Source organism: Paenibacillus sp. FSL H3-0329, from assembly GCF_037963285.1.
Taxonomy (GTDB): Bacteria; Bacillota; Bacilli; order Paenibacillales; family Paenibacillaceae; genus Paenibacillus_AQ; species Paenibacillus_AQ odorifer.
On record NZ_CP150150.1, the window covers coordinates 2,031,316 to 2,051,477 of the forward strand.

Annotated in this window: 16 protein-coding genes and 1 pseudogene; 6 read left to right on the top strand and 11 right to left on the bottom strand. The window is 43.6% G+C overall.

Annotated elements, in window-relative coordinates; genetic code table 11:
- Complete coding sequence (locus tag NSQ66_RS08690; protein ID WP_076316678.1) at nt 1-1,479, top strand: restriction endonuclease subunit S; 1,479 nt, start codon at nt 1-3, stop codon at nt 1,477-1,479.
- Between the two features lie 212 nt (nt 1,480-1,691).
- Here NSQ66_RS08690 and NSQ66_RS08695 read toward each other — a convergent pair whose 3' ends face one another.
- The 5 genes and pseudogenes from NSQ66_RS08695 to NSQ66_RS08715 form a co-directional block, all read right to left on the bottom strand.
- Nucleotides 1,692-1,925 carry a hypothetical protein gene (locus tag NSQ66_RS08695; RefSeq protein WP_081384380.1) on the bottom strand — a complete coding sequence of 78 codons (234 nt, stop codon included), beginning with the start codon at nt 1,923-1,925 and terminating at the stop codon, nt 1,692-1,694.
- A complete protein-coding gene (locus NSQ66_RS08700; protein ID WP_339279657.1) occupies nt 1,915-2,259 on the bottom strand; it encodes a hypothetical protein in 345 nt (114 codons plus the stop codon). Before NSQ66_RS08700 ends, NSQ66_RS08695 begins: the two co-directional genes overlap by 11 nt.
- A 33-nt stretch (nt 2,260-2,292) precedes the next feature.
- Nucleotides 2,293-3,114, bottom strand: a pseudogene (locus NSQ66_RS08705) (SpoVR family protein); the annotation flags it as partial.
- Nucleotides 3,115-3,892: 778 nt separating this feature from the next.
- Nucleotides 3,893-4,906 carry a bifunctional glycosyltransferase family 2/GtrA family protein gene (locus NSQ66_RS08710; protein WP_036684419.1) on the bottom strand — a complete coding sequence of 338 codons (1,014 nt, stop codon included), beginning with the start codon at nt 4,904-4,906 and terminating at the stop codon, nt 3,893-3,895.
- Nucleotides 4,903-5,874 (bottom strand): phosphodiester glycosidase family protein, encoded by a 972-nt coding sequence (locus tag NSQ66_RS08715; protein ID WP_036684417.1) that lies wholly within the window; start codon nt 5,872-5,874, stop codon nt 4,903-4,905. Before NSQ66_RS08715 ends, NSQ66_RS08710 begins: the two co-directional genes overlap by 4 nt.
- A gap of 146 nt (nt 5,875-6,020) precedes the next feature.
- On the opposite strand from NSQ66_RS08715, the gene NSQ66_RS08720 reads away from it, so the two are divergent.
- The 5 genes from NSQ66_RS08720 to NSQ66_RS08740 all read left to right on the top strand — a co-directional run bounded on the left by NSQ66_RS08720 (nt 6,021) and on the right by NSQ66_RS08740 (nt 11,274).
- The gene (locus tag NSQ66_RS08720; protein WP_036684414.1) at nt 6,021-6,737 is read left to right on the top strand and encodes a response regulator transcription factor; all 717 of its coding nucleotides are present in this window, start codon (nt 6,021-6,023) and stop codon (nt 6,735-6,737) included.
- A complete protein-coding gene (locus NSQ66_RS08725; protein ID WP_036684411.1) occupies nt 6,737-7,672 on the top strand; it encodes a sensor histidine kinase in 936 nt (311 codons plus the stop codon). The genes NSQ66_RS08720 and NSQ66_RS08725 overlap by 1 nt, the downstream gene beginning before the upstream one ends.
- Before the next feature lie 117 nt (nt 7,673-7,789).
- Nucleotides 7,790-8,710, top strand: a complete 921-nt coding sequence (locus tag NSQ66_RS08730; RefSeq protein WP_036684408.1) for an ABC transporter ATP-binding protein — start codon at nt 7,790-7,792, stop codon at nt 8,708-8,710.
- Nucleotides 8,694-9,395, top strand: coding sequence for an ABC transporter permease (locus NSQ66_RS08735; protein ID WP_249267707.1), 702 nt, complete (start codon nt 8,694-8,696; stop codon nt 9,393-9,395). The genes NSQ66_RS08730 and NSQ66_RS08735 overlap by 17 nt, the downstream gene beginning before the upstream one ends.
- Nucleotides 9,396-9,636: 241 nt before the next feature.
- Nucleotides 9,637-11,274: an ATP-binding protein gene (locus NSQ66_RS08740; protein WP_051491336.1), complete on the top strand. Its 1,638-nt coding sequence runs from the start codon at nt 9,637-9,639 to the stop codon at nt 11,272-11,274.
- 64 nt (nt 11,275-11,338) lie between these two features.
- On the opposite strand, the gene NSQ66_RS08745 is transcribed toward NSQ66_RS08740, so the two are convergent.
- From NSQ66_RS08745 to NSQ66_RS08770, 6 genes are all read right to left on the bottom strand, one after another.
- Nucleotides 11,339-12,190: a DegV family protein gene (locus NSQ66_RS08745; RefSeq protein WP_038569572.1), complete on the bottom strand. Its 852-nt coding sequence runs from the start codon at nt 12,188-12,190 to the stop codon at nt 11,339-11,341.
- 158 nt (nt 12,191-12,348) lie between these two features.
- Nucleotides 12,349-13,212, bottom strand: coding sequence for an AraC family transcriptional regulator (locus tag NSQ66_RS08750; RefSeq protein WP_170914210.1), 864 nt, complete (start codon nt 13,210-13,212; stop codon nt 12,349-12,351).
- 145 nt (nt 13,213-13,357) lie between these two features.
- The gene (locus NSQ66_RS08755) at nt 13,358-15,040 is read right to left on the bottom strand and encodes an alpha-glucosidase (RefSeq protein ID WP_036684397.1); all 1,683 of its coding nucleotides are present in this window, start codon (nt 15,038-15,040) and stop codon (nt 13,358-13,360) included.
- Between the two features lie 88 nt (nt 15,041-15,128).
- Entirely contained in the window at nt 15,129-17,447 is a 2,319-nt protein-coding gene (locus NSQ66_RS08760; protein ID WP_076141389.1) for a glycoside hydrolase family 65 protein, read from the bottom strand.
- A 288-nt stretch (nt 17,448-17,735) separates the two neighbouring features.
- Entirely contained in the window at nt 17,736-18,392 is a 657-nt protein-coding gene (gene pgmB, locus NSQ66_RS08765; RefSeq protein ID WP_076141390.1) for a beta-phosphoglucomutase, read from the bottom strand.
- 222 nt (nt 18,393-18,614) lie between these two features.
- The gene (locus NSQ66_RS08770) at nt 18,615-19,661 is read right to left on the bottom strand and encodes a LacI family DNA-binding transcriptional regulator (protein ID WP_036684387.1); all 1,047 of its coding nucleotides are present in this window, start codon (nt 19,659-19,661) and stop codon (nt 18,615-18,617) included.
- Nucleotides 19,662-20,162 lie beyond the last annotated feature (501 nt).

Below are 20,162 nucleotides of genomic sequence, written 5' to 3' on the forward strand. Positions count from 1 at the left end.
GTGAATGCACAGGATTTAAAAAACAGCATTCTCCAGCTGGCGATTCAAGGGAAATTGGTTGAACAGAGAAGGGAAGAGGGAACTGCCGAAGAACTTTATCCACAGATATTTGTAGAAAAAGCAAAACTAATTAAGGAAGGAAAAATTAAAAAGGAAAAACCACTGACTGAAATTACGGAAGATGAGATACCATTTGAAATACCTGAAAATTGGAAGTGGATGAGGATTCCTGAAATGTCATATTTTCAAGAAGGCCCAGGTATTCTAGCTGTCGACTTTCGAGATTCTGGTATTCCGTTGATTAGAATTTCTGGTATGCAAGGAGAGGAGTTAAGTTTAGAAGGATGCAATTATTTAGATTTTAAAATGGTCGAAAGAAAATGGGATCATTATAAACTAGATATAGGGGATATATTAATTAGCACTAGTGCATCTATGGACAAAATATGTGAAGTGACTGAGAAGACAGTTGGCTCTATACCGTACACTGGTCAAATAAGATTTAAAATGTATGGAAATATAAATAAAAACTATTTTAAATATTTTATTAAATCGAGTTTTTATGCGAAACAAATCAATGAACAGAAATCGGGAGGCACAATAAAGCATTATGGTCCTACTCATTTACAAAAAATGATTATACCAATTCCCCCGCTTGAAGAACAAAAGCGAATTGTAGCCAAGATAGAAGAATTACTACCTTATGTTGAAAAGTATGGTGAAGCCCATTCTAAATTAGAGGTGTTTAATAAGAAGTTTTCAGAGGATATGCAGAAGTCCATTTTGCAATATGCTATCCAAGGAAAATTGGTCGAACAACTAGTAGACGAGGGTACTGCCGAAGCACTATATCAGCAGATTCAAGAAGAAAAAGTTAAGCTGATTAAGGAAGGCAAGCTTAAGAAGGAAAAACCACTGCCAGCAATCACAGAGGATGAAATACCGTTTGACATTCCTGATAGTTGGAAGTGGATAAGATTGCGTGATTTAGGGTGGTTTAGTAGTGGTAAAACCCCTTCTATGTCCAAAACAGATTATTGGGAAAATGGGGATTTTCCTTGGGTAACATCTAAAGATATGAAACGTAAATATATTAACAGCTCTGAAATGAATATAACTCAAAAGGCTGCCAATGAGATGACAGTTTATCCAGTTGGAACTTTGTTAATGGTTGTTAGAAGCGGGATATTAAAAAGGCAGCTTCCACTCGCGATATTAACAGTAAATAGTACAATAAATCAGGATTTAAAGGCGTTTACTTTGTACGATAGTTCACTTGTTGAGTATGTTTATTACACGCTAAAAGCGATGGAAGTATATATTTTAAAGGAATATAGGAAGCAGGTAACAACTGTAGACAGTTTGAAATTCGATGAATTTCAAAATATGCCGATTCCAATTCCACCAGTTAAAGAACAAAAACGTATTTTAAGAAGGTTAGAAGAAGTGCTTCAATTTACTCATAACCTGATCAAGTGATAAGGACTAATTCTTTATTAATATTTTGTTTACAGAATTTAAATCAAGCAAAGCAGAGAGATTAGGTACCTTAACCTAATCTTTTTCATTTGCGAATCCAGCACAATATTAGCTTTCATCAACAGATCCAGTCCCAGCAGGCCATTGATTGCAAGCTTCTCATGAAGCGAACCAACATCTAGCTTAACATTCTCAATTCTAATGTCACCTAACTAAATAGAATCGAATGCTTTGCGGAAGCAGCTTTCTTCCCCGCCAATGCCAAACGCAGTAATAATTTCATCTCCATTCTCAAAGAAAACGCCAATATCAGCTACAGCATCAGCGGATAACAAGGTGTGAGACGCCCCAGTATCAATGACAAGTTTGTCGATAGTCAGAGCTTGTCCTTTATAAATCAAGGTTAGGGACGTTTGCAGCAGTCCATCGACGTAATCAATTCTCATGCTGGACTACTCCCCGCAAGCCACGAAGAGTACGAATCTCAACCTTCAGTTCATCGTTTGCGGTGTGTGACACAATCACGCCATCCTTAGATTGAAGCAGTTCTTTGGTTGCTTCTTTCGGGTCCTGAATAGCACGAATCAGTGCGACTTCATCCACATACTTGGTGTTGCCTTCGGTATGTGATGCAAGAATTTGCAGTTTGACGTATTGATTGGGGTAAATCTTCCGAACCTCTTCCCATTGCATGGCTGGCACCTCCAATCGGGTTTGTCCTCTTATTGTACCAGAATATTGGCCATTAAAAAGCTCTCCAAAACGATGTATATCGTTCATGGAGAGCCTTTTTGCGTAAGCACCTTAGCTGACCGAAGCCCAGCCTTCGTTCATGATCTTTGTTTCCATCTGTGGCCAGAAGTAGAGCATTTCATCATGGAGCATCGTCATAATGTCACGTTGCCAATCCTCCAAAACAGTGGAATATTGCTGAATGAACCAGACCATATCTTTTTCTGGCTCTGGGGGGAAAGCACGATTTCCAGAGGGTGCTTCCTGCGGACCGGTAGTGCTTTTATCTAGATTCCATAATTCGTCATAAGGATTGGATGATTTCGAGCCACCTGGAGGGGCATCTTTGAGCTCCTTCATCTTAGCTTCCAGCAGGTGAGTTTTGCCCAGCTTGCGTGGTTGGATCAGACTGGGGTCTATATGCTCTTGGATAGCCAGCACTGAATCGATGAAGCTCTCCACAGCATCAGTTCCGTAGGTTACAGAATAACCGGCAATCCGATCTGCTGTAGCTGACATACTCTCGACCATATCTCGGTTGGACATGGAGAAACGCATATTATTTTTGAAAAAATCACAGTGCGCTAGCACGTGGGCAACAATCAGCTTATTCTGAATCAGTGAATTTCCATCCAGCAGGAAGGCATAACAAGGGTTGGAGTTAATAACGAGCTCGTATATTTTGCTCAGTCCGAAATCGTATTGGGATTTCATTTTATGAAAGGTTTTTCCAAAACTCCAGTGTCCAAATCGTGTAGGCATTCCATAAGCGCCGAATGTATAAATGATATCTGCGGGGCATATTTCATAACGCATGGGATAAAAATCTAAACCGAAGCCAGTGGCTATTTCCGTAATCTCGGCAATTGCCCGCTCTAGCGCATTAATTTCTTCGCTTGGCATGAATCTTTCTCTCCCTCCAGCTTGGGCTTATGCTGCAACCTATTCTGACAAGGCTGCAAAGGTTCCGCGACAACGTCCGGGACTGTTCCATTTATATATATGGGAGAGTAGATGAGTGTATGACGTTCTGAATTTCTGAGCAAAGATAATGTGATTTTGCATACATTATTGGAAGGACGCACTAGCTTTTTTTGTATGCGATTCTATCAACGGTACCCTTCTCGGTGAATTCGGACTCAGATGACGTTATTTGCAAATTTCCAGCCTTTTGAACAGGGTTTCGGACCCCACAGACGCTATCCCACAGAAAGAGGCTCATATGTGGTGTCTTTCTTGCCAATAGCGGCTATGGGGTCCGTTAGCATACCAAAAGTGGAATAATACTGCGATTAGTGTCATCTGTGTCCGATAGGTGCCCAATAGAAGCTCCATATGAGTTCGAGGAGCAGTTCCATAGGTGCCCAATAGAAGCTCCATATGAGTTCGAGGAGCAGTTCCATAGGTGCCCAATAGAAGCTCCATATGAGTTCGAGGAGCAGTTCCATAGGTATCCGATAGAAGCTCCATATGAGTTCGAGGAGCAGTTCCATAGGTACCCATAGTACTCCACAAGTATCCGATTAGTACTCCATAAGTGTTCGAAAAGTACTCCACAAATGTCCAATTAGTGCTTCACAAATTCCCGATTGCTCACCACACGAGCATAAGCGGTTCAGAGAACGTAACCTTCCCCAGAGTTCCTAAACCCTCAGTACACAAACCCTCGATACACAAACCCTCAGTACACAAACCTCCGTTGCGCCCAATAGCTGAATAAGAAGATTGAAGCCTCGGTCAGTAGCTTGGCGGCGACAAGCGGAATAATCAGCTTTTCATTATAGAAATAGAGTAGCCCATAGTTGAACAACAACACGAGGATCACCAGCGCAAAATATTTGGGAAGCGACGCCTGAATCTTGGAGCGTTTGCTGCCCGTGAAGACATATTTTCGATTCATAGAATAGTTGAAGACAGAACTGCACAATCTCGCGGCCGCGACGGACAGGAATAGGTTATGGCTGAGACTCTGGAACAGGAATAAGAGTGTGAAGTCGAGCAGGGCAGACAGCAGCGAAGAAGTGCTGAACATTAGTATCGGCAGGTAAATCCGGAAGGAGTCCATCAGAGGCCGGAAATGGGATGATTTATTATCGTCCAGATAGACGGTATCGATGTACTCTTCCGTAATGGTGTACCCCTCTTTATGGGCGGTCAGCAGCATGTTCATTTCATATTCAAACCGTTCACCGGGAATATGGCATAGCCAATCAAGCATTGATATGGGGTAGCCGCGCAAGCCAGTCTGTGTATCATAAATCTTAGTGCCTGTAGTTAAGGAAAAGACCGTCCGGGTTACCGAGTTGCCGAAGCGGCTGCGCAGTGGAATGCTTCCGGTGAAACGGCGGCTGCCGAGTACGATTCCCGGGGTAGTCTGGTTCCGCAGAGATTCAACAATTCGGCTAATATCATAAGGCAGATGTTGGCCGTCGCTATCCGCGCAGACTACATAGTCCGGCATCCCAACCTCCTGAATATACTGGAACCCTGTCTTCAGAGCATGTCCTTTTCCGAGGTTGACTTCATGGGTTAGGACAGTGCAGCCGAATGCTTCGGCCATATCGAAGATTCCACGGTAGTGCGGGCCGCTGCCGTCATCCACAAGAACAATAGGTTCAAGCTGGAAATTATGCAGCTGTAAAATCAAATCGAGCAGTCGTTCATCTGGCTCATAGGCTGGGATCAGTATAGTCATGATGTTGCACCCTCCTTGATATAAAGAATGTCGCTGACGCCCCGCTCCTTGTTTTTGCCCTGCGGATTATTTACGACCCGTCCCATGAAGTACATAGTGGATGAACCACCGCCGTCCAGATTGTAGGCTTCTGTGGCGCCAAGGTCGGACATTACATCGGCTAGCTCAGTAAGGGTCATCCCACGGCTGTACCCTTCATTGCGCCCGTCAACTACGACAAACACATAATGGTTTGGTGCGATCATACCAACTGCGGTGCGGGGATTCGCATTCTGGATGGAATGGTTGCCGAAGTTGGTATCGATTTTGACATTGCTGAAACTACTGGCAATCTCCCCGTCCTGAATCAGAATCGGACCAAAGGAAAGGGTATCGGTGGCCCCTTGCGCCAGCAGTTCAGAGGAAGAAATCTCTTCCTCGTTATAGGTTTGCATTGTCCCATCATCGAACAGCGCCATTGCATCCCGCACAGGATCATCACGATACACCGTGCCGTTACGGATAATCACTCCGTCATTGCGGAAGCCATAGTAATCCCCGTTGATGGCAAATATCGCATTGTTCGCGGAAGCAATGTCCGAGGTATCCTCAGTGATGTTTGTTCCAAAGCTGTTGTCGGCAAAGGCAGTGCGCAGGCTGCTCGCTTCCTTGAGGACGACATCAGCGACAAAATAAGTGATTTGGTCTGATCCGGAACCGGTCTGCACTTGATCGACCTGGATCTGAATATCATCGCTGGAGTAATTCCAGTCATCAGAGGTTGCATTAACTTCGGCAGCTGTAACGGCTGTAGCTCCTGAGCTGCTAGTTGTAGCTGCATCATCCGCAACCACGACTTCGACATGTTCGATTAAGTAACGATCTGCCAGACTATATATCACTGTGCCGAGAAGCAGGAGGACAATGATCATGACGATCAGCAGTTTTCGTTTGAAGCTCCAGGCTTGTTTACTTCTCTTGTTCAACATTGAAGCATCACCTCTTTTTGTAAGTTGTTAAGGCCATAATACCTGGGCTACCTTTAATGAAACTGAAATAAAAACTGAAATAGTAAGCGCTCCGGGAAATTGGTATAATTTAACGAAGAGGTTTTCGACTACGGGGAGGTTTGGACATGCCACAGCGTGTGCTGCTGATTGAGGACGACGAAGCAATCAGTGAAATGGTCAGGTCTTATTTGGTAAAAGAAGGTTATGAGATTGAAGCTGTATTTGACGGTGAAGTAGCGGAGAGAACATTTCGGACCGGGGGTCCATTTGATCTTGTACTGTTAGACCTTATGCTGCCGAAGCGTAGCGGGACTGACATTCTTCAGACTATCCGTGCGGGGAGTCTGGTTCCAGTGTTGATCATGTCCGCCAAAGACAGTGATGTAGATAAAGCGCTTGGGTTAGGCTTTGGGGCAGATGATTATATTACGAAGCCCTTTTCTATGATTGAGCTAGCGGCTAGGGTGAAGGCAGCGATCCGTCGTGCAGGTTATGCATCTCCCAGTATCCAAGTGGAAGATCAAGCTCCGGTGAAGCAAATGATCTCCATTGGCCGATTGACTGTAGATTTAGATAACTTCTCTGCGTTGAAGAATGGGGAAGAAGTAAAGCTAACGTCGAAGGAATTTCATATTCTTAAGCTGTTTGTGACACATCCGGGCCGAGTATTTACCAAAGCGCAGATTTATGCGAGCGTATGGGAGGATGATTATTTCGGGGATGAGAACGTCATTAATGTACATATGAGAAGATTGCGTGAAAAAATAGAAGACGACCCCTCCCATCCCGAATACATTAAGACGTTATGGGGCATCGGGTATAAGCTGGGAGAACAGCTATAATGATTGCGGTGCTAGGTATTGTCATTGTGCTCTTACTGGCCGTCATTGTGTGGCAATATCAGAATTCGCGTAAAGCTTCTAATGATTTGCGATATATGCATGACAAGTTAAGCAGCATTATGGAAGAAGGCTCACATGAAAGATTGCTGCTGTTCAGCGGTAATTTGGAGCTGCAAAACGTGCTGATTGACCTGAACCGGCTGCTGGATATCAATCATAAAGGAAGCATTGAGCGTGTGAGGCTGGAGAAATCCATGCGTAATATGCTGTCTAATATTTCTCATGATCTTAAGACTCCGCTAACGGTTGTGCTTGGTTATATTGAGACCATTCAGCAGGATGAGCATTTGCCGGCTGAGGAACGGGAACGGATGATGAAGATGATTCATCAAAAAGCCAATGAAGTGATCCAGCTGATGAACAAGTTTTTTGATTTGTCCAAGCTGGAATCAGGAGATCGGGAAGTTGCTCTTTCGCGAGTTGAGGCAGGTGAAGTATGCAGACGCAACATCCTTTCTTTCTATGATATCCTCAGTGCTAAGGGCAGTGAGGTGGAGATTGAGATTCCGGATGGGGCTGTTTACTTCATGGGAAATGAAGAGGCTCTTGATCGAATATTGTCCAATCTGTTGTCGAACGCAATTTCTTATGGCGACGCGGGGGGCGTATTAGGATTAAAGCTCTATAGTGATGAGAACAAAGTATACATAGAGGTGTGGGACCGGGGAAAGGGCATTAGTGAAGTACACCAAGATAAAGTATTTGAGCGTCTGTATACGCTGGAGGATTCAAGAAACCGGGCTTATCAAGGCAGCGGTCTAGGTCTGACGATCACCAAAAGATTAACGGAGCAAATGAATGGAACGATTACACTGGTTAGTCAGCCGTATGTGAGAACGGTGTTTACCCTTTCTTTTCGCAGATTACGCTTCTAAGGAATAGAATTGTGCGCAGCTTAAGATTTTCGTAAGAAACGAGTAATAAAAAAGAAAATTCTGCTGTGTACAATAAGAACTAAGGAAGACGAGACGAAAACAAAGGGGAGCGCGGAATTGACTACAATACTTCGGACAAGAAATTTAACGAAAACCTATCAAGGTAAAGAAGTCGTAAGCAATGTGAATATGAATATTAAGCAAGGTGAAATTTACGGGTTTCTTGGACCCAATGGTGCTGGCAAAACTACCGTGATGAAAATGGTCACGAACCTCGTTAAACCTACGAGTGGAGAAATTGAATTTTTTAATGAAAAAATGACAGAGCATTCTTACGAAATGCTGAAGCGGATGGGCTGCATCATTGAATATCCCGTGTTTTATGATAAATTGACAGCCAAGGAAAATCTGATTTTGCACGGAGAGTACATGGGCTATTATGATCCGCAAGCGATTGGTGAAGCGCTGGAGCTCGTAAAGCTCACAGGTGTCGATAAAAAGCCGGTGAAGCAATTTTCACTTGGGATGAAGCAACGACTGGGTATTGCCAGAGCCTTCATGACGAAACCTGAGCTGCTCATTTTGGATGAGCCGATTAACGGGCTTGATCCTGTGGGAATCAAGGAGATGCGTGAAGTGTTCCGGATGCTTAGCCGTGAATATGGAATGACGTTACTTGTATCTAGTCATATTCTGGGGGAAATAGAGCAGATTGCTGATACGATCGGTGTGATCCGGCAGGGTGCTCTGGTAGAAGAAGTGGCGATGGATTCCATTCGTGGCCAAAATACTGAATATATCGAAGTGGTTACGAACGAGATTAATAAAGCAGTGTATGTGTTGGAGCATAAGCTTGGGCTTAATAATTTCAAAGTGCTGGACCATATTACAGTAAGAATATATGACGATGGAATCTCACAGCGTGATCTGAATAAGGCGTTAGTGCTAGCAGATGTGGAAATTGAGAGTATCAGCAAAAAACAACATACGCTGGAAGATCATTTTCTGCAATTGATTGGGGGTGAAAGCATTGCTTAAATTAATATCTTTGGAGATTCGGAAGAATAAGCTAAAAACGCTTCTTACAGGTGCTGCAATCGTTAATCTTGCGATTCTTGCTTTTATGATTATGGTTTTATTCGTTGATCAAAATGAGAGCGAACCGTCGTTTGCTTCTTATGCAGAGTTGTTTGAGGGTGTGTTCGTTTTTGTAAAGGCTGCTTATATTATTTTCGCTTCGGTTATTATTAGCAAGCTGGTGATTGATGAGTATAAGAACAACACCATTACTCTTCTCTTCATGTATCCTATCTCACGTAAAAAGCTAATGACTGCGAAAATATTGATAGTGTTCGCCTTCACATTTGTTGCCATTATCGTGGCAGACATTGTAGTCGGCGCTATCCTAATAGGATTCAATTCCTTTGCAGGGCTAATTCCGGGTGAACTGACCCTTCATGTAATCACATCAGAGCTGATTAAGTTAGGCGCAAACGCATTTTATGCCGCGGGTATCGCTCTAATTCCATTGTACTTTGGGATGAAGAAGAAATCAGTCCCGGCCACCATCGTCTCAGCTGTGTTAGTTACCTCCCTAATTTCTGGGGGATTTGATCAAGCGCGTTTAGGTAATTTAGCGGCGGTGTCGATCTCACTTGGTTTGCTAGGAGCAGCCATTGCCTATATGGCCATTCGCAACATTGAACATAAAGATATCGCCTAATAGCTTCGGAATTCCCCCCTTTTATAACCCTTTTATAACCCTTTTATAACCCTTTTATAACCCTTTTGTAACGATGAAAAAGCATCGTGATTGGGGTTATAAAGGGGGGATTTGACGTTTATCTACGACTGATTTCCGTAATTTTGATATAATAGATATGAAATATATTTTAAATTTTAGATGAACATTGCCCGTTTAGGGGTAATGATAATGGATGAGAGAGCCTGAGGGGATGTGAACTGTGGATAAAGACTGGACGTCCATTCTGAGACGGTTGCTTTCGGAAGAGAGCGCTTATAAATCGTTATATGACCATCATCCTGATTTGATATTCGTTCTGGATAGACAAGGTCGCTGCGTAGGAACCAACCTAACGTTCCATCTAGGCTCCGGCGCAGAAGCGCAGTTTCAAAATACAAGTCCGATATCAGCAAAGAGAAAAAAACTTGGCAATATTGCTAGTTTTGAGGCTGCTCTGCAGGGGAACTCCTCAAGCTTTGAGCTACAAGATTTAGAGAATCCCAAAAAAGGCTCGAATTGCGTAGGCGTTAAACTTTTACCGATCAGAACGGAAGAAGGGATCGCCGGGGTATTCGCGATTACCAAAGTAGCTAACGGAAGCGCTCTTTTACATGCGGAATTGTTACAAGACTGGTTGGATGAATTGGCAGACACCTTGGACACTGAAATACCTGCCAAGGGAGAAGCGGAGGTAAGCTCCAAAGATACCTCAATAGTAGCTGTGAAGGATCAACAATCGAGTCTCATTCTGAATTCTGTCTCTGCGGGAATCTTTGTGCTCGATACAACGGGGCGAACTCTTTTTATTAACCGTGAGGCAGCAGATATGCTAGGCTATCAACCTACAGAATTGATGGGTCTGAAGCTTATGGATTATATCCATCATATCCAAGGTGACGGTTCGCGCTATTCGACGCCTGATTGCCAGATTAGTCTTACGATAGAGGATGGAATCATCCGTAAAAAAGATGATGAGATCTTCTGGCGTAAGGATGGCACCAGTTTTTTTGTTAATTACCGGGTGGCACCTCTTATTGATGAAGGGCTGATCGCAGGTGCGGTTATTGCCTTCAGTGATATTACGAATGAGCGAGAAATCATTCGTGCCAAAGAATCAGCAGAGCAGGCAGCGCAAGCCAAATCTGATTTCTTAATGATGATGAGCCATGAAATTCGGACGCCGATGAACGGGATGATCGGAATGGCTGATCTATTGTTGGATACTGAGCTTGGAGAAGAGCAGCGAGGTTATGCCGAGATTTTACGCAGCAGTAGTTATACGTTATTGCAGATCTTGAATGACATTCTTGATTTCAGCAAAATGGAAGCAGGTAAAATGTCACTGCAATCCGAGAAGTTTGATCTCCGCGAAATGATCTCAGACGTCATTGATTTATTTGCACCGAAAGCGGAAGAGAAGAAGCTGGCATTACGGTGGTGGATGGATACTAGCGTTCCAACCATAATCATTGCTGATCCGATCCGCTTGCGGCAGATTGTCGTGAATCTGGTAGGCAATGCGCTGAAATTCACTGAACGTGGGAGCGTGACCCTATCGGTGAAGAACATTCCACTATCTGATGAACAAGAATTTTTGTTGGAATTTTCAGTGCGGGATACAGGTGTAGGAATTGCCGGTAACAAACTCAATCTGTTGTTTCAATCTTTCTCACAGCTGCATCCGTCCATAAACCGTAAATATGGAGGCACAGGTTTGGGACTGGCGATTTGCAAGCAGCTCGTTGAGCTGATGGGTGGGACGATCTTTGTAGAAAGTGAAGAGAATCAAGGTTCTACGTTTCGTTTTATGCTGCCTTGCAGAGCAGAAGATATAGAGCTGGAAGTAACTTCAAACTAGGGGGGTTACACACAAATCTCCGGTCCATTTGCTTAAGAAGCAATGGCCGGAGATTTGTGTGTTATTAGTCCTGAAGCATATACATGAGACCTACAGTATGCGGCCCACAATGGCTGCCAATTACACAACCAGCATGGAGAATTGCTATTTCATTAACTTGAGTTTTCTCTCGTAGTGCTGACTCCAGATAGAGTGCATCTTCTTCCGCCAAGGTATGGACAACGATGAGCAACTCTTTATCCATTCGATCGATGTGAACCAAAGCGTTCTGGAGCATTTGTTCCACAGCTTTTTCCTTTTTGCCACGGATTTTGCTAGTAGGTATGATGCTTCCATCTACCAGTCTAAGAACAGGACGGATTTTGAGTAGACTACCGATGAAGTTCTGCATGCCTGAACAGCGTCCACCCATATATAAGTAATCTAGCGTATCCACAACGAATTCAGTTTCCACAAGGTTGCGGCTGTGCTCCAGCATGGCTGCAATCTCTACGGCAGTGTGGCCTTTTTCAGCAGCTCTGACAGCCTTCATAACAAGGAGGGCAATGCCTCCGCACAAGGTTTGCGAATCTATGACCTGTACGCGTCCCTCAGGAAATTCCCCGGCAGCCAAAAGTGCATTCTGATATGTAGAGGATAGTGAGGAGGAGAGACTGATATATACAATATCTTGTCCGCTACTAATCACGGGTTGAAATGCAGCAATGAAATCTGCTGGCGAAGGTGCTGCCGTTTTCGGCAATACTCCACTAGCGGCTACACGGCGATACACTTCCTCGGGTGTAATATCTTCACCATCTTTGTAGGTACCTTCTTCAAATACTACATAAAGAGGAACGATGCCGATGTCATAAGTATCCTTCCAGTTTTGAGGTAAATCGGAAGTGCTGTCTGAAAATATTTTTACAGTAGACATGAAATTCTCCTTCACCGATAATTCGGATGACAATAATCAATAATCATTATAGAACTATATAATCTATTTATTATACCAAGACTATGCCAATTCTCAAAATGAAATAGTAGGCAATCACAAGAAAAAAGACTATCGAGGTTTCGATAGTCTTTCTAGTTCTATTCTTTTTTCGTAACAGGGATCCATATCTCACAGCGATAGTCCTCTGCGTCTGGTCTCCCCGGAAGATATAGCTCAAACTCAGGCCCGCCTGTATGCTCGTAGCCTGTGGAAGGGAACCACTCTTGGAAAATGCGTGCCCATACCTGCTGGATAGCATCAGGCATCGGCCCTACTGAGGTGAACACAGCCCAACTTGCAGCTGGGATTGTTGTAGAAGCAAAGCCCTGTGCATCAGTCTCTGGAGTAGCTTCGACAGCGATCCAATAGGAGAAGGTTTCTTTATCATGGTTCATGTCAGAGCAGATGCCTAATAAATCCTTATCTCCACCGAGCTCAATCAGCTTATCCGACGTACCATTTTCATTAGCTTCTATCCACAACTGAGGGATGCGGCGCAGATTCTCCCCATCTTTCGTTGTCATTTCCTCTACTAGTCCGATAACATTAAAGGCGTCTCTTTTCTCAATTCTGTAGTCCATTTCTTTATCTCCCTTCAGTGATAGATGGAAGGAGAGTCTAGGGAAAGCCTTGAGCTGTACCCCTGACTCCCGCGCAGCAGAAGGAGTAATTCCATGTGCCTTGCGGAATGCTTTGGCAAACGACTCGGGCGAGTCATATCCGTATTTCAGTGCAACATCTAGCACTTTAACTTTAGAAATAGCAAGCTCCTGTGCAGCCAGAGTTAATCTGCGCTTACGGATATAGTCTTTAATAGATACTCCGGTAAGCATATTGAACATGCGCTGGAAATGAAAGGGGGAGGAGTAAGCAACCTTGGCGATTTCTTCAATCGTCACAGATTCCTCCATCTTGCTCTCCATATAATCTAAAGCTTCTTTCATGCGGATAAGCCATTCCAAGTCCGTCATCTCCCTTTAAGTTCATACTATCAGGCTGCATTTGCAAAATCCTGTTATTCCGTGCTCTCTAATGACAGGTAGCAGGCAGAAGGATAATCTCATAAAAAATCATCCTAAATAGTATAACTCAGGAAGATAGACAAAGTTAGTCTTTCAATCGATACACTCTTGCTTCATAAGGTCGTAATAATTCCCGTGTGGGTGCATCATCAGGGTAATTTCCAATAATAAGTTCCGTAGCCTTACTTAGCTCTGCGGAAAGATCAACAGTCTGTGGAACCTCATTGAAATTGAGCAGCACCAGCCACTTCTCGTCATCCAGAGTACGCGTATAGGCATATATGTCCTCATGCTCTGGCAAAAGTAGCTTGTATTCGCCATAAGCCATGATCGGATTTTTTTTGCGCAAAGCAAGCAGCCTTTGGTAATAATAAAAGATAGAATCCGAATCAGCCAGCGCCTGCTCCACGTTAATTTCCTTGTAGTTCGGATTAACTTTGAGCCACGGCTCCCCTTCAGTAAAGCCGGCATTCGCAGAATCATCCCATTGCATCGGAGTGCGCGCATTATCACGGCCTTTGATATGAATAGCGTTTAGAACGCTGTTAGGATCAGCGCCGCCTTCGGTAACCTTTTCGCGATACATATTGAGGATTTCTATGTCTTTATAATGTTCAATGGCTGTGAACTTTACATTGGTCATCCCGATTTCTTCGCCTTGATAAATATAGGGCGTCCCTTTCAGCGTGTGCAGTAAGGTAGCGAGCATTTTGGCAGAGATCACGCGATACTTACCATCATCCCCGAATCTTGAGACCATACGTGGCTGGTCATGATTGTTAAGATAAAGACTATTCCAACCCTTATCCGCCAGACCCACTTGCCATTTATGAAGAATATCGCGCAGCTTCGACAACGTCCACGGGGCTACGTCCCATTTGCCGTCAGGACCCGAGTCCACATCCATATGCTCGAACTGGAACACCATTTGCAGCTCTTTGCGTTCCTCGTCCGTGTAAAGAATAGCATCTTCAACTGTAGCGCCAGGAGTTTCGCCGACAGTCATAATGTTATAGTTGGATAACACTTTGTCATTCATTTCATGTAAAAACTCATGAACACGTGGTCCATTCATATAATATTCGCCACCCCAGGCAAGTTCCCCGGGAGCGAGGCCGTCTCTATGGGAGGAAGGGAGACCTTCCACTTTGGAAATCATATTGATTACATCCATTCGTAGACCATCCACACCCTTGTCGAGCCAGAAGGTGATCATCTTGTATAACTCCTCACGCAGCTGCGGATTCTCCCAGTTGAGATCCGGTTGCTTGCGCGAAAACAGATGCAGATAGTATTCACCAGTAGTTTCATCCAGTTCCCAAGCCGGGCCGCTGAATACAGAACTCCAATTGTTGGGGCGCTCACCATCTGGTCCACCCGGACGCCAAATGTAGTAATCACGATATGGATTATCTTTTGAAGAACGGGATTCTACGAACCAAGGATGCTCATCTGAGGAATGATTGATTACAAGGTCCATCATCAGTTTTATGCCACGGGCGTGCAATCCAGTCAGTAATTCTTCCCAATCCTGCAATGTGCCGAACTCATCCATAATATCTTGATAATCGCTGATGTCATAACCGTTATCGTCATTTGGCGATTTATATACAGGTGACAGCCAAACTACGTCGACACCTAGCTTTTGCAAATAATCCAGACGTGAAATGATTCCTTGCAGATCTCCAATCCCGTCACCATTGCTATCTTGAAAGCTGCGGGGATAGATTTGGTAGACAACGGCTTCTTTCCAAAAGGTTCTGTTCATTCATAATCACTCCTTTTATAAGTTAGCTTCCTAAAAAATAAAGAGACCCCAAAAGCTTTAAGCTTCAAGGGTCTCTTGGGTGTAAGTTTTATACTGTGACGGAATTGCTATCAGCAGTGATGCTGCTTAGTCCGTTTACGGTATATTCTTTGTCGTAGATAGTAATAGAAGCAGGGATATCAGTTTCATTCGTAACAGTAACTTGTGCATCCGTAACGCTTACTTTCAGACGGGAGCCGCGGAACATAATTTTAAAAGAGTAAGCAGTCCAGTGACCTGGGTTAGATGGGCTCAGTGTCAGTCTGCCGTCATGTACGCGGAGTCCGCCGAAACCATGTACAATCGACATCCAAGTACCAGCCATGCTAGTGCTGTGCAACCCGTCTTCTGTATCATTGTTATAGTTATCAAGATCCAGTCTTGAAGTACGCAAGTACATTTCATAGGCCTTATCCTTATATCCCAGCTCACTGGCTAGAATGGAGTGGATACAAGGGGAAAGGGAGGACTCATGAACAGTGATCGGTTCATAAAAGTCGAAGTTGCGTTTTTTTGTATCCAGATCGTAACGGTCACCCAGGAAATATAATCCCTGCAGAACGTCTGCTTGTTTAATGAAGCAAGAACGCAGGATACGGTCCCATGACCATTTTTGGTTAAGTGGCAGATGCTCACGTTCCAGATCTTTGACTTGAATGATCTCTTTGTCCAGGAAGCCATCTTGTTGTAAGAAGATACCCAGCTCTTCATCCGCAGGATAATACATCTTAGCAATGATGTCTTTCCATTTTGTAGTTTCGCTCTCTTGCAGCCCTAGTTTGTCAACTAGCTCTGCATAACGAGCAGGCTCATTCTCTTGCAAGTATGCCAGTGCTTCCATGGTGTATTCCATAGTCCACGAAGCCATACGGTTTGTATACCAGTTATTATTAACGTTATTCTCGTATTCATTCGGGCCCGTTACGCCGAGCATTACGTATTTGTCTTTACGTGATGCGTAGTGAACACGTCCTTCCCAGAAGCGGGAGATTTCCACGAGAACCTCAAGGCCATATTGTCCCAGATAAGCTTTGTCTCCGGTGTAGTTCACATAGTTGTAAATGGCGTAGGCAATGGCACCGTTCCGGTGAATTTCTTCAAATGTAATTTCCCACTCGTTGTGGCATTCTTCACCGTTCATAGTAACCATTGGGTACAGCGCACCTTTTTTGAATCCAAGCTTACGGGCATTTTCTTTAGCTTTCTCTAAGTGCTTGTAACGGTAGATCAACAAATTGCGGGCAATGGAGGAGTCCGCCGTACTGAGATAGAAGGGAACGCAATACGCCTCTGTATCCCAGTAGGTGCTGCCGCCGTATTTTTCACCGGTAAAGCCTTTAGGCCCAATGTTCAGGCGGTCATCTTCACCATTATAGGTTTGATTGAGTTGGAAAATATTAAAGCGAATCGCTTGCTGAGCCGAAACGTCACCTTCAATAATGATGTCGCTTTCTTTCCATTTTTCTCTCCAAGCTTCAATTTGTTCAGTCAAAAGGGTTACGAACCCAGCTTCCTTAGCAGCTTGCAGAGCAGTTTGGGCGGCGTCGACCAATTGTCCCAGACCGTGATTCCGAGAAGTAACATTGGCTACATATTTATAAATGACGATTTGATTGCCCGCTTGTGCGGTTACGTCCAGTTTGCTGGCTACATATTTCTCTTGTTCGATGACTTCTGCTTCGGCAGTTACCTTTTCACCATTGACAAGGATATCAAAAGCCATAGCAGAGGTGACATGGAAGTCGAGTTTCTTAGTCTTTAGGGTGAGATGTCCATGATCAGGTCCCGCTTGTTTCTCAACTTCATTCCAGAATTTCTCGTCATAGTTGGAATCCTTGTTCTTCACATCACCATCAAGATAAGGAGTAATCGTAATCTTGCCTGAGAAATTGACAGGAATGATGGAATAGCGAATCGCGCCGATTTCTTGACGAGTCATGCTTACGAACCGGATACTTTCTACTTTAACTTCCTTACCATCTTCGAGTGTGGCAGTGAAGCTACGGGAGAGCGTTCCTTCTTTCATATTAAGTACCCGGCGGAATTCGGAAACGGTGCACTTTGCCAGATCAAGGGGTGTACCCTCGATTTCAATGTTAATACCGATCCAGTTCGTGCTGTTAAGTACTTTGGCAAAATATTCAGGATAGCCGTTTTTCCACCAGCCGACACGTGTTTTGTCAGGGTAGTAGACGCCAGCCATGTAGCTGCCTTGCAGGCTGTTACCGCTATATTGCTCTTCGAAATTGGCCCGGCCACCCATAAATCCGTTACCAAGACTAAATACGCTTTCAGAAATTTCTTGCGTCTGTGGATCAAAGGATTCCTCAATAATGGACCATTCATCAATTGTTAAATATTGTTTCACGATAACCGCTCCTTTAAATATGTTAGGGGGATATATAAAATGAACAAATCCCTTGTTAAACTTTCGGTGATATAAAAGTGACTGCGCGGAATCTTTGGACTTTCGATCACATTTTGCGGATGAAATCTGATTATAAAGGCGAACGTTATGCTTCTATAGTTCCAAAATTCCTCTCCGTCACTTCATCACCAGAAGGCTAACGATTAATTATTAGTTCATTTAATCTTTGGTTGGAATGTCCACAACAACTCAAATCAGTACTATTTGAGTTAATTATGTTCAATAAACTTATGCAAAAGATTCTTTGAGCAGGGACACACTCATATGAGCAAGCGATGGGACAACAATATTCGCTGCACTCAGGGTTTCCGGCGAACCAATGCCAACACTGAACATACCGGCCCGGCTAGCGGCCTCAATTCCCGCTTCTGCATCTTCGAAGACTACACAATGTTCAGGTGCGGCATCCAGTGCTTTGGCTCCTAATAGGAACACTTCCGGATCTGGTTTAGCAGCACTAGTGTGTGTGCCGTCGATGATTGCATCAAAGTAAGGGGTTAATCCGGTATTATTCAAGATCGTCATAGCGTTTTTGCTGGCAGAACCGAGAGCAACTTTGATGCCATTCGCACGGCACTCTTTTAGGAAATCAAGCGCACCTGGCAGAATCTCAGAACTGTCCATTTTCGCAATATATTCGACATAACGATTATTTTTCTGTTCCGCAAGCTTAGCTTTCTCTTCTTCGTCAATCGTTAGTCCGCCGATTTCCAGCAAAATATTTAGTGAAGCCGTTCTGCTGACTCCCTTAAGGCGTTCGTTATCTTGTTCTGTGAATAGAAACCCCAGTCCATCTGCAAGCTCTTTCCAAGCAATATAATGGTATTTTGCTGTATCGACGATTACTCCGTCCAAGTCGAACAAGCAGGCTTTAATTTCCGACATTGTAGTACCTCCTAAAAGTTTTGACAGCGTCGTGATCCAGCGGATGCCGTATTAGAATCTTATTAAACCGTTTAAACTTTGATTAAGATGTGTAAGTTTATCCTAACCTAAGATCCTAGAAATCACCCATAAAGAACTGGATCAATAAGTATTGTATGATTTAGCGCAAACGTTTGTACAGATTTTCAAAAAATAAATGAAGCGGTTAAACGCTTCACTTATTCATTCGGTTTTATGCTTTGCCAGAGAGTGCATGGATGACTCTCTCACGATCAGACGATGGGGAATAACAAATCGGTTGGTATGACCTGAACCGTTATCCGGACTCTTGATATTTTGGATAAGTACTTGTGATGCGGTGTAGCCAAGATGATAAATTCCTATATCAATACTGCTGATCGGAGGACTAGATAATTCAGATAATGGAATATTGTTAAAGCTTACAATGGCGAGATCGTCTGGAACCTTGTATTTCAGTTCATTCAACCCGCGCAAAATTCCGAACGATACCATGTCATCCACCGCTACCAGCGCAGTGGGGCGATTCGGCAAATTCATGAAAAAGGACATCGCTCTATAGCCGCTATCCTGTAGAAATTCACCTTCTACAATCCATTCATCCCGCATTTCTAAACCGCTATTCTGCAATGCTTTACGATATCCGGCGAGACGGTCACGAGAAACGATTAGATTAGGTGGTCCACTTACGAAGCCAATACGTTTATGCCCCATGGAAATGAGGTGGTTCGTAGCATCGTACGCTGCCATCACATTATCATTATCGACTGATAAAATATTCTCATATTTATCACTTCGGCCAACAAGCACGAATGGATAATCGTTGCTCTCTAGAAAATCAATAACGGCATCATCCGTACGAGAGTAAAGCAGAATAACGCCGTCAACACGGCGACCCTTCAGAAGTCGTGAAACGGCTTCCAGTTCTTCTTTCTCGTTCGCTCCGGAGCTTATTAACACATCGTAACCGGAACGGCTGGCTTGTGTAACGATCCCGCGAATTAATTCCATAAAAAATAGATTAGAGAACAGCTCTTCAGCAGGTTTAGGAAGACTGAAGCAGATGCTGTTAGTAGTTTTCGACACCAAGCTCTTAGCCATCATGTTAGGGGTATAGCCCATATCCTCCATAATAGCTTTAACTTTGCGGGAAGTTTCCAGGCTGATTCTGGGATGGTTGGACAATACCCGGGATACCGTGGAGGGAGATACTCCCGCTTTCTTGGCCACATCCTTAATGGTAACTGTCATTGAAACCTCCTTATGGAACCGTTTGCTTTACACAGTAATATTAATCTAAGAGTTCTAAATTGTAAATAGATAAAGTCATTCAAAAGGGGGAAATTGCTACTTTTGGAAGGAACACAAGAAATTTCAATGTAATATTGTTGCTTTTCACCAAAAAAGTATGAATGATTCGGGAATTTTGATCTTAATATGTATAAATGCGGTCTGGATTTTGCGAAAAGAGTATTCGCTGAATGCAAACGTATGGCTTAAATGATGCAAGAACTTAGCTGAAAGGAAGGGAAGAACAAGTTTCGTTTTTATTGCGGCTTTAAATTGAGCTTTTATTTTAGAAAATACTGGTTGACAATACCGCAAATTCGGCATTAGTATGTAAATCAAAATACAGCAAGCGTTTTCATTGGGCGTTTTTAGGTTGAACCAGTTGCACTAACGAATGGGTTTTATGGACTAGTGTTTGTGCATAGCTTTTTGCAAACGATTGCACTAATTTCGACATGATGT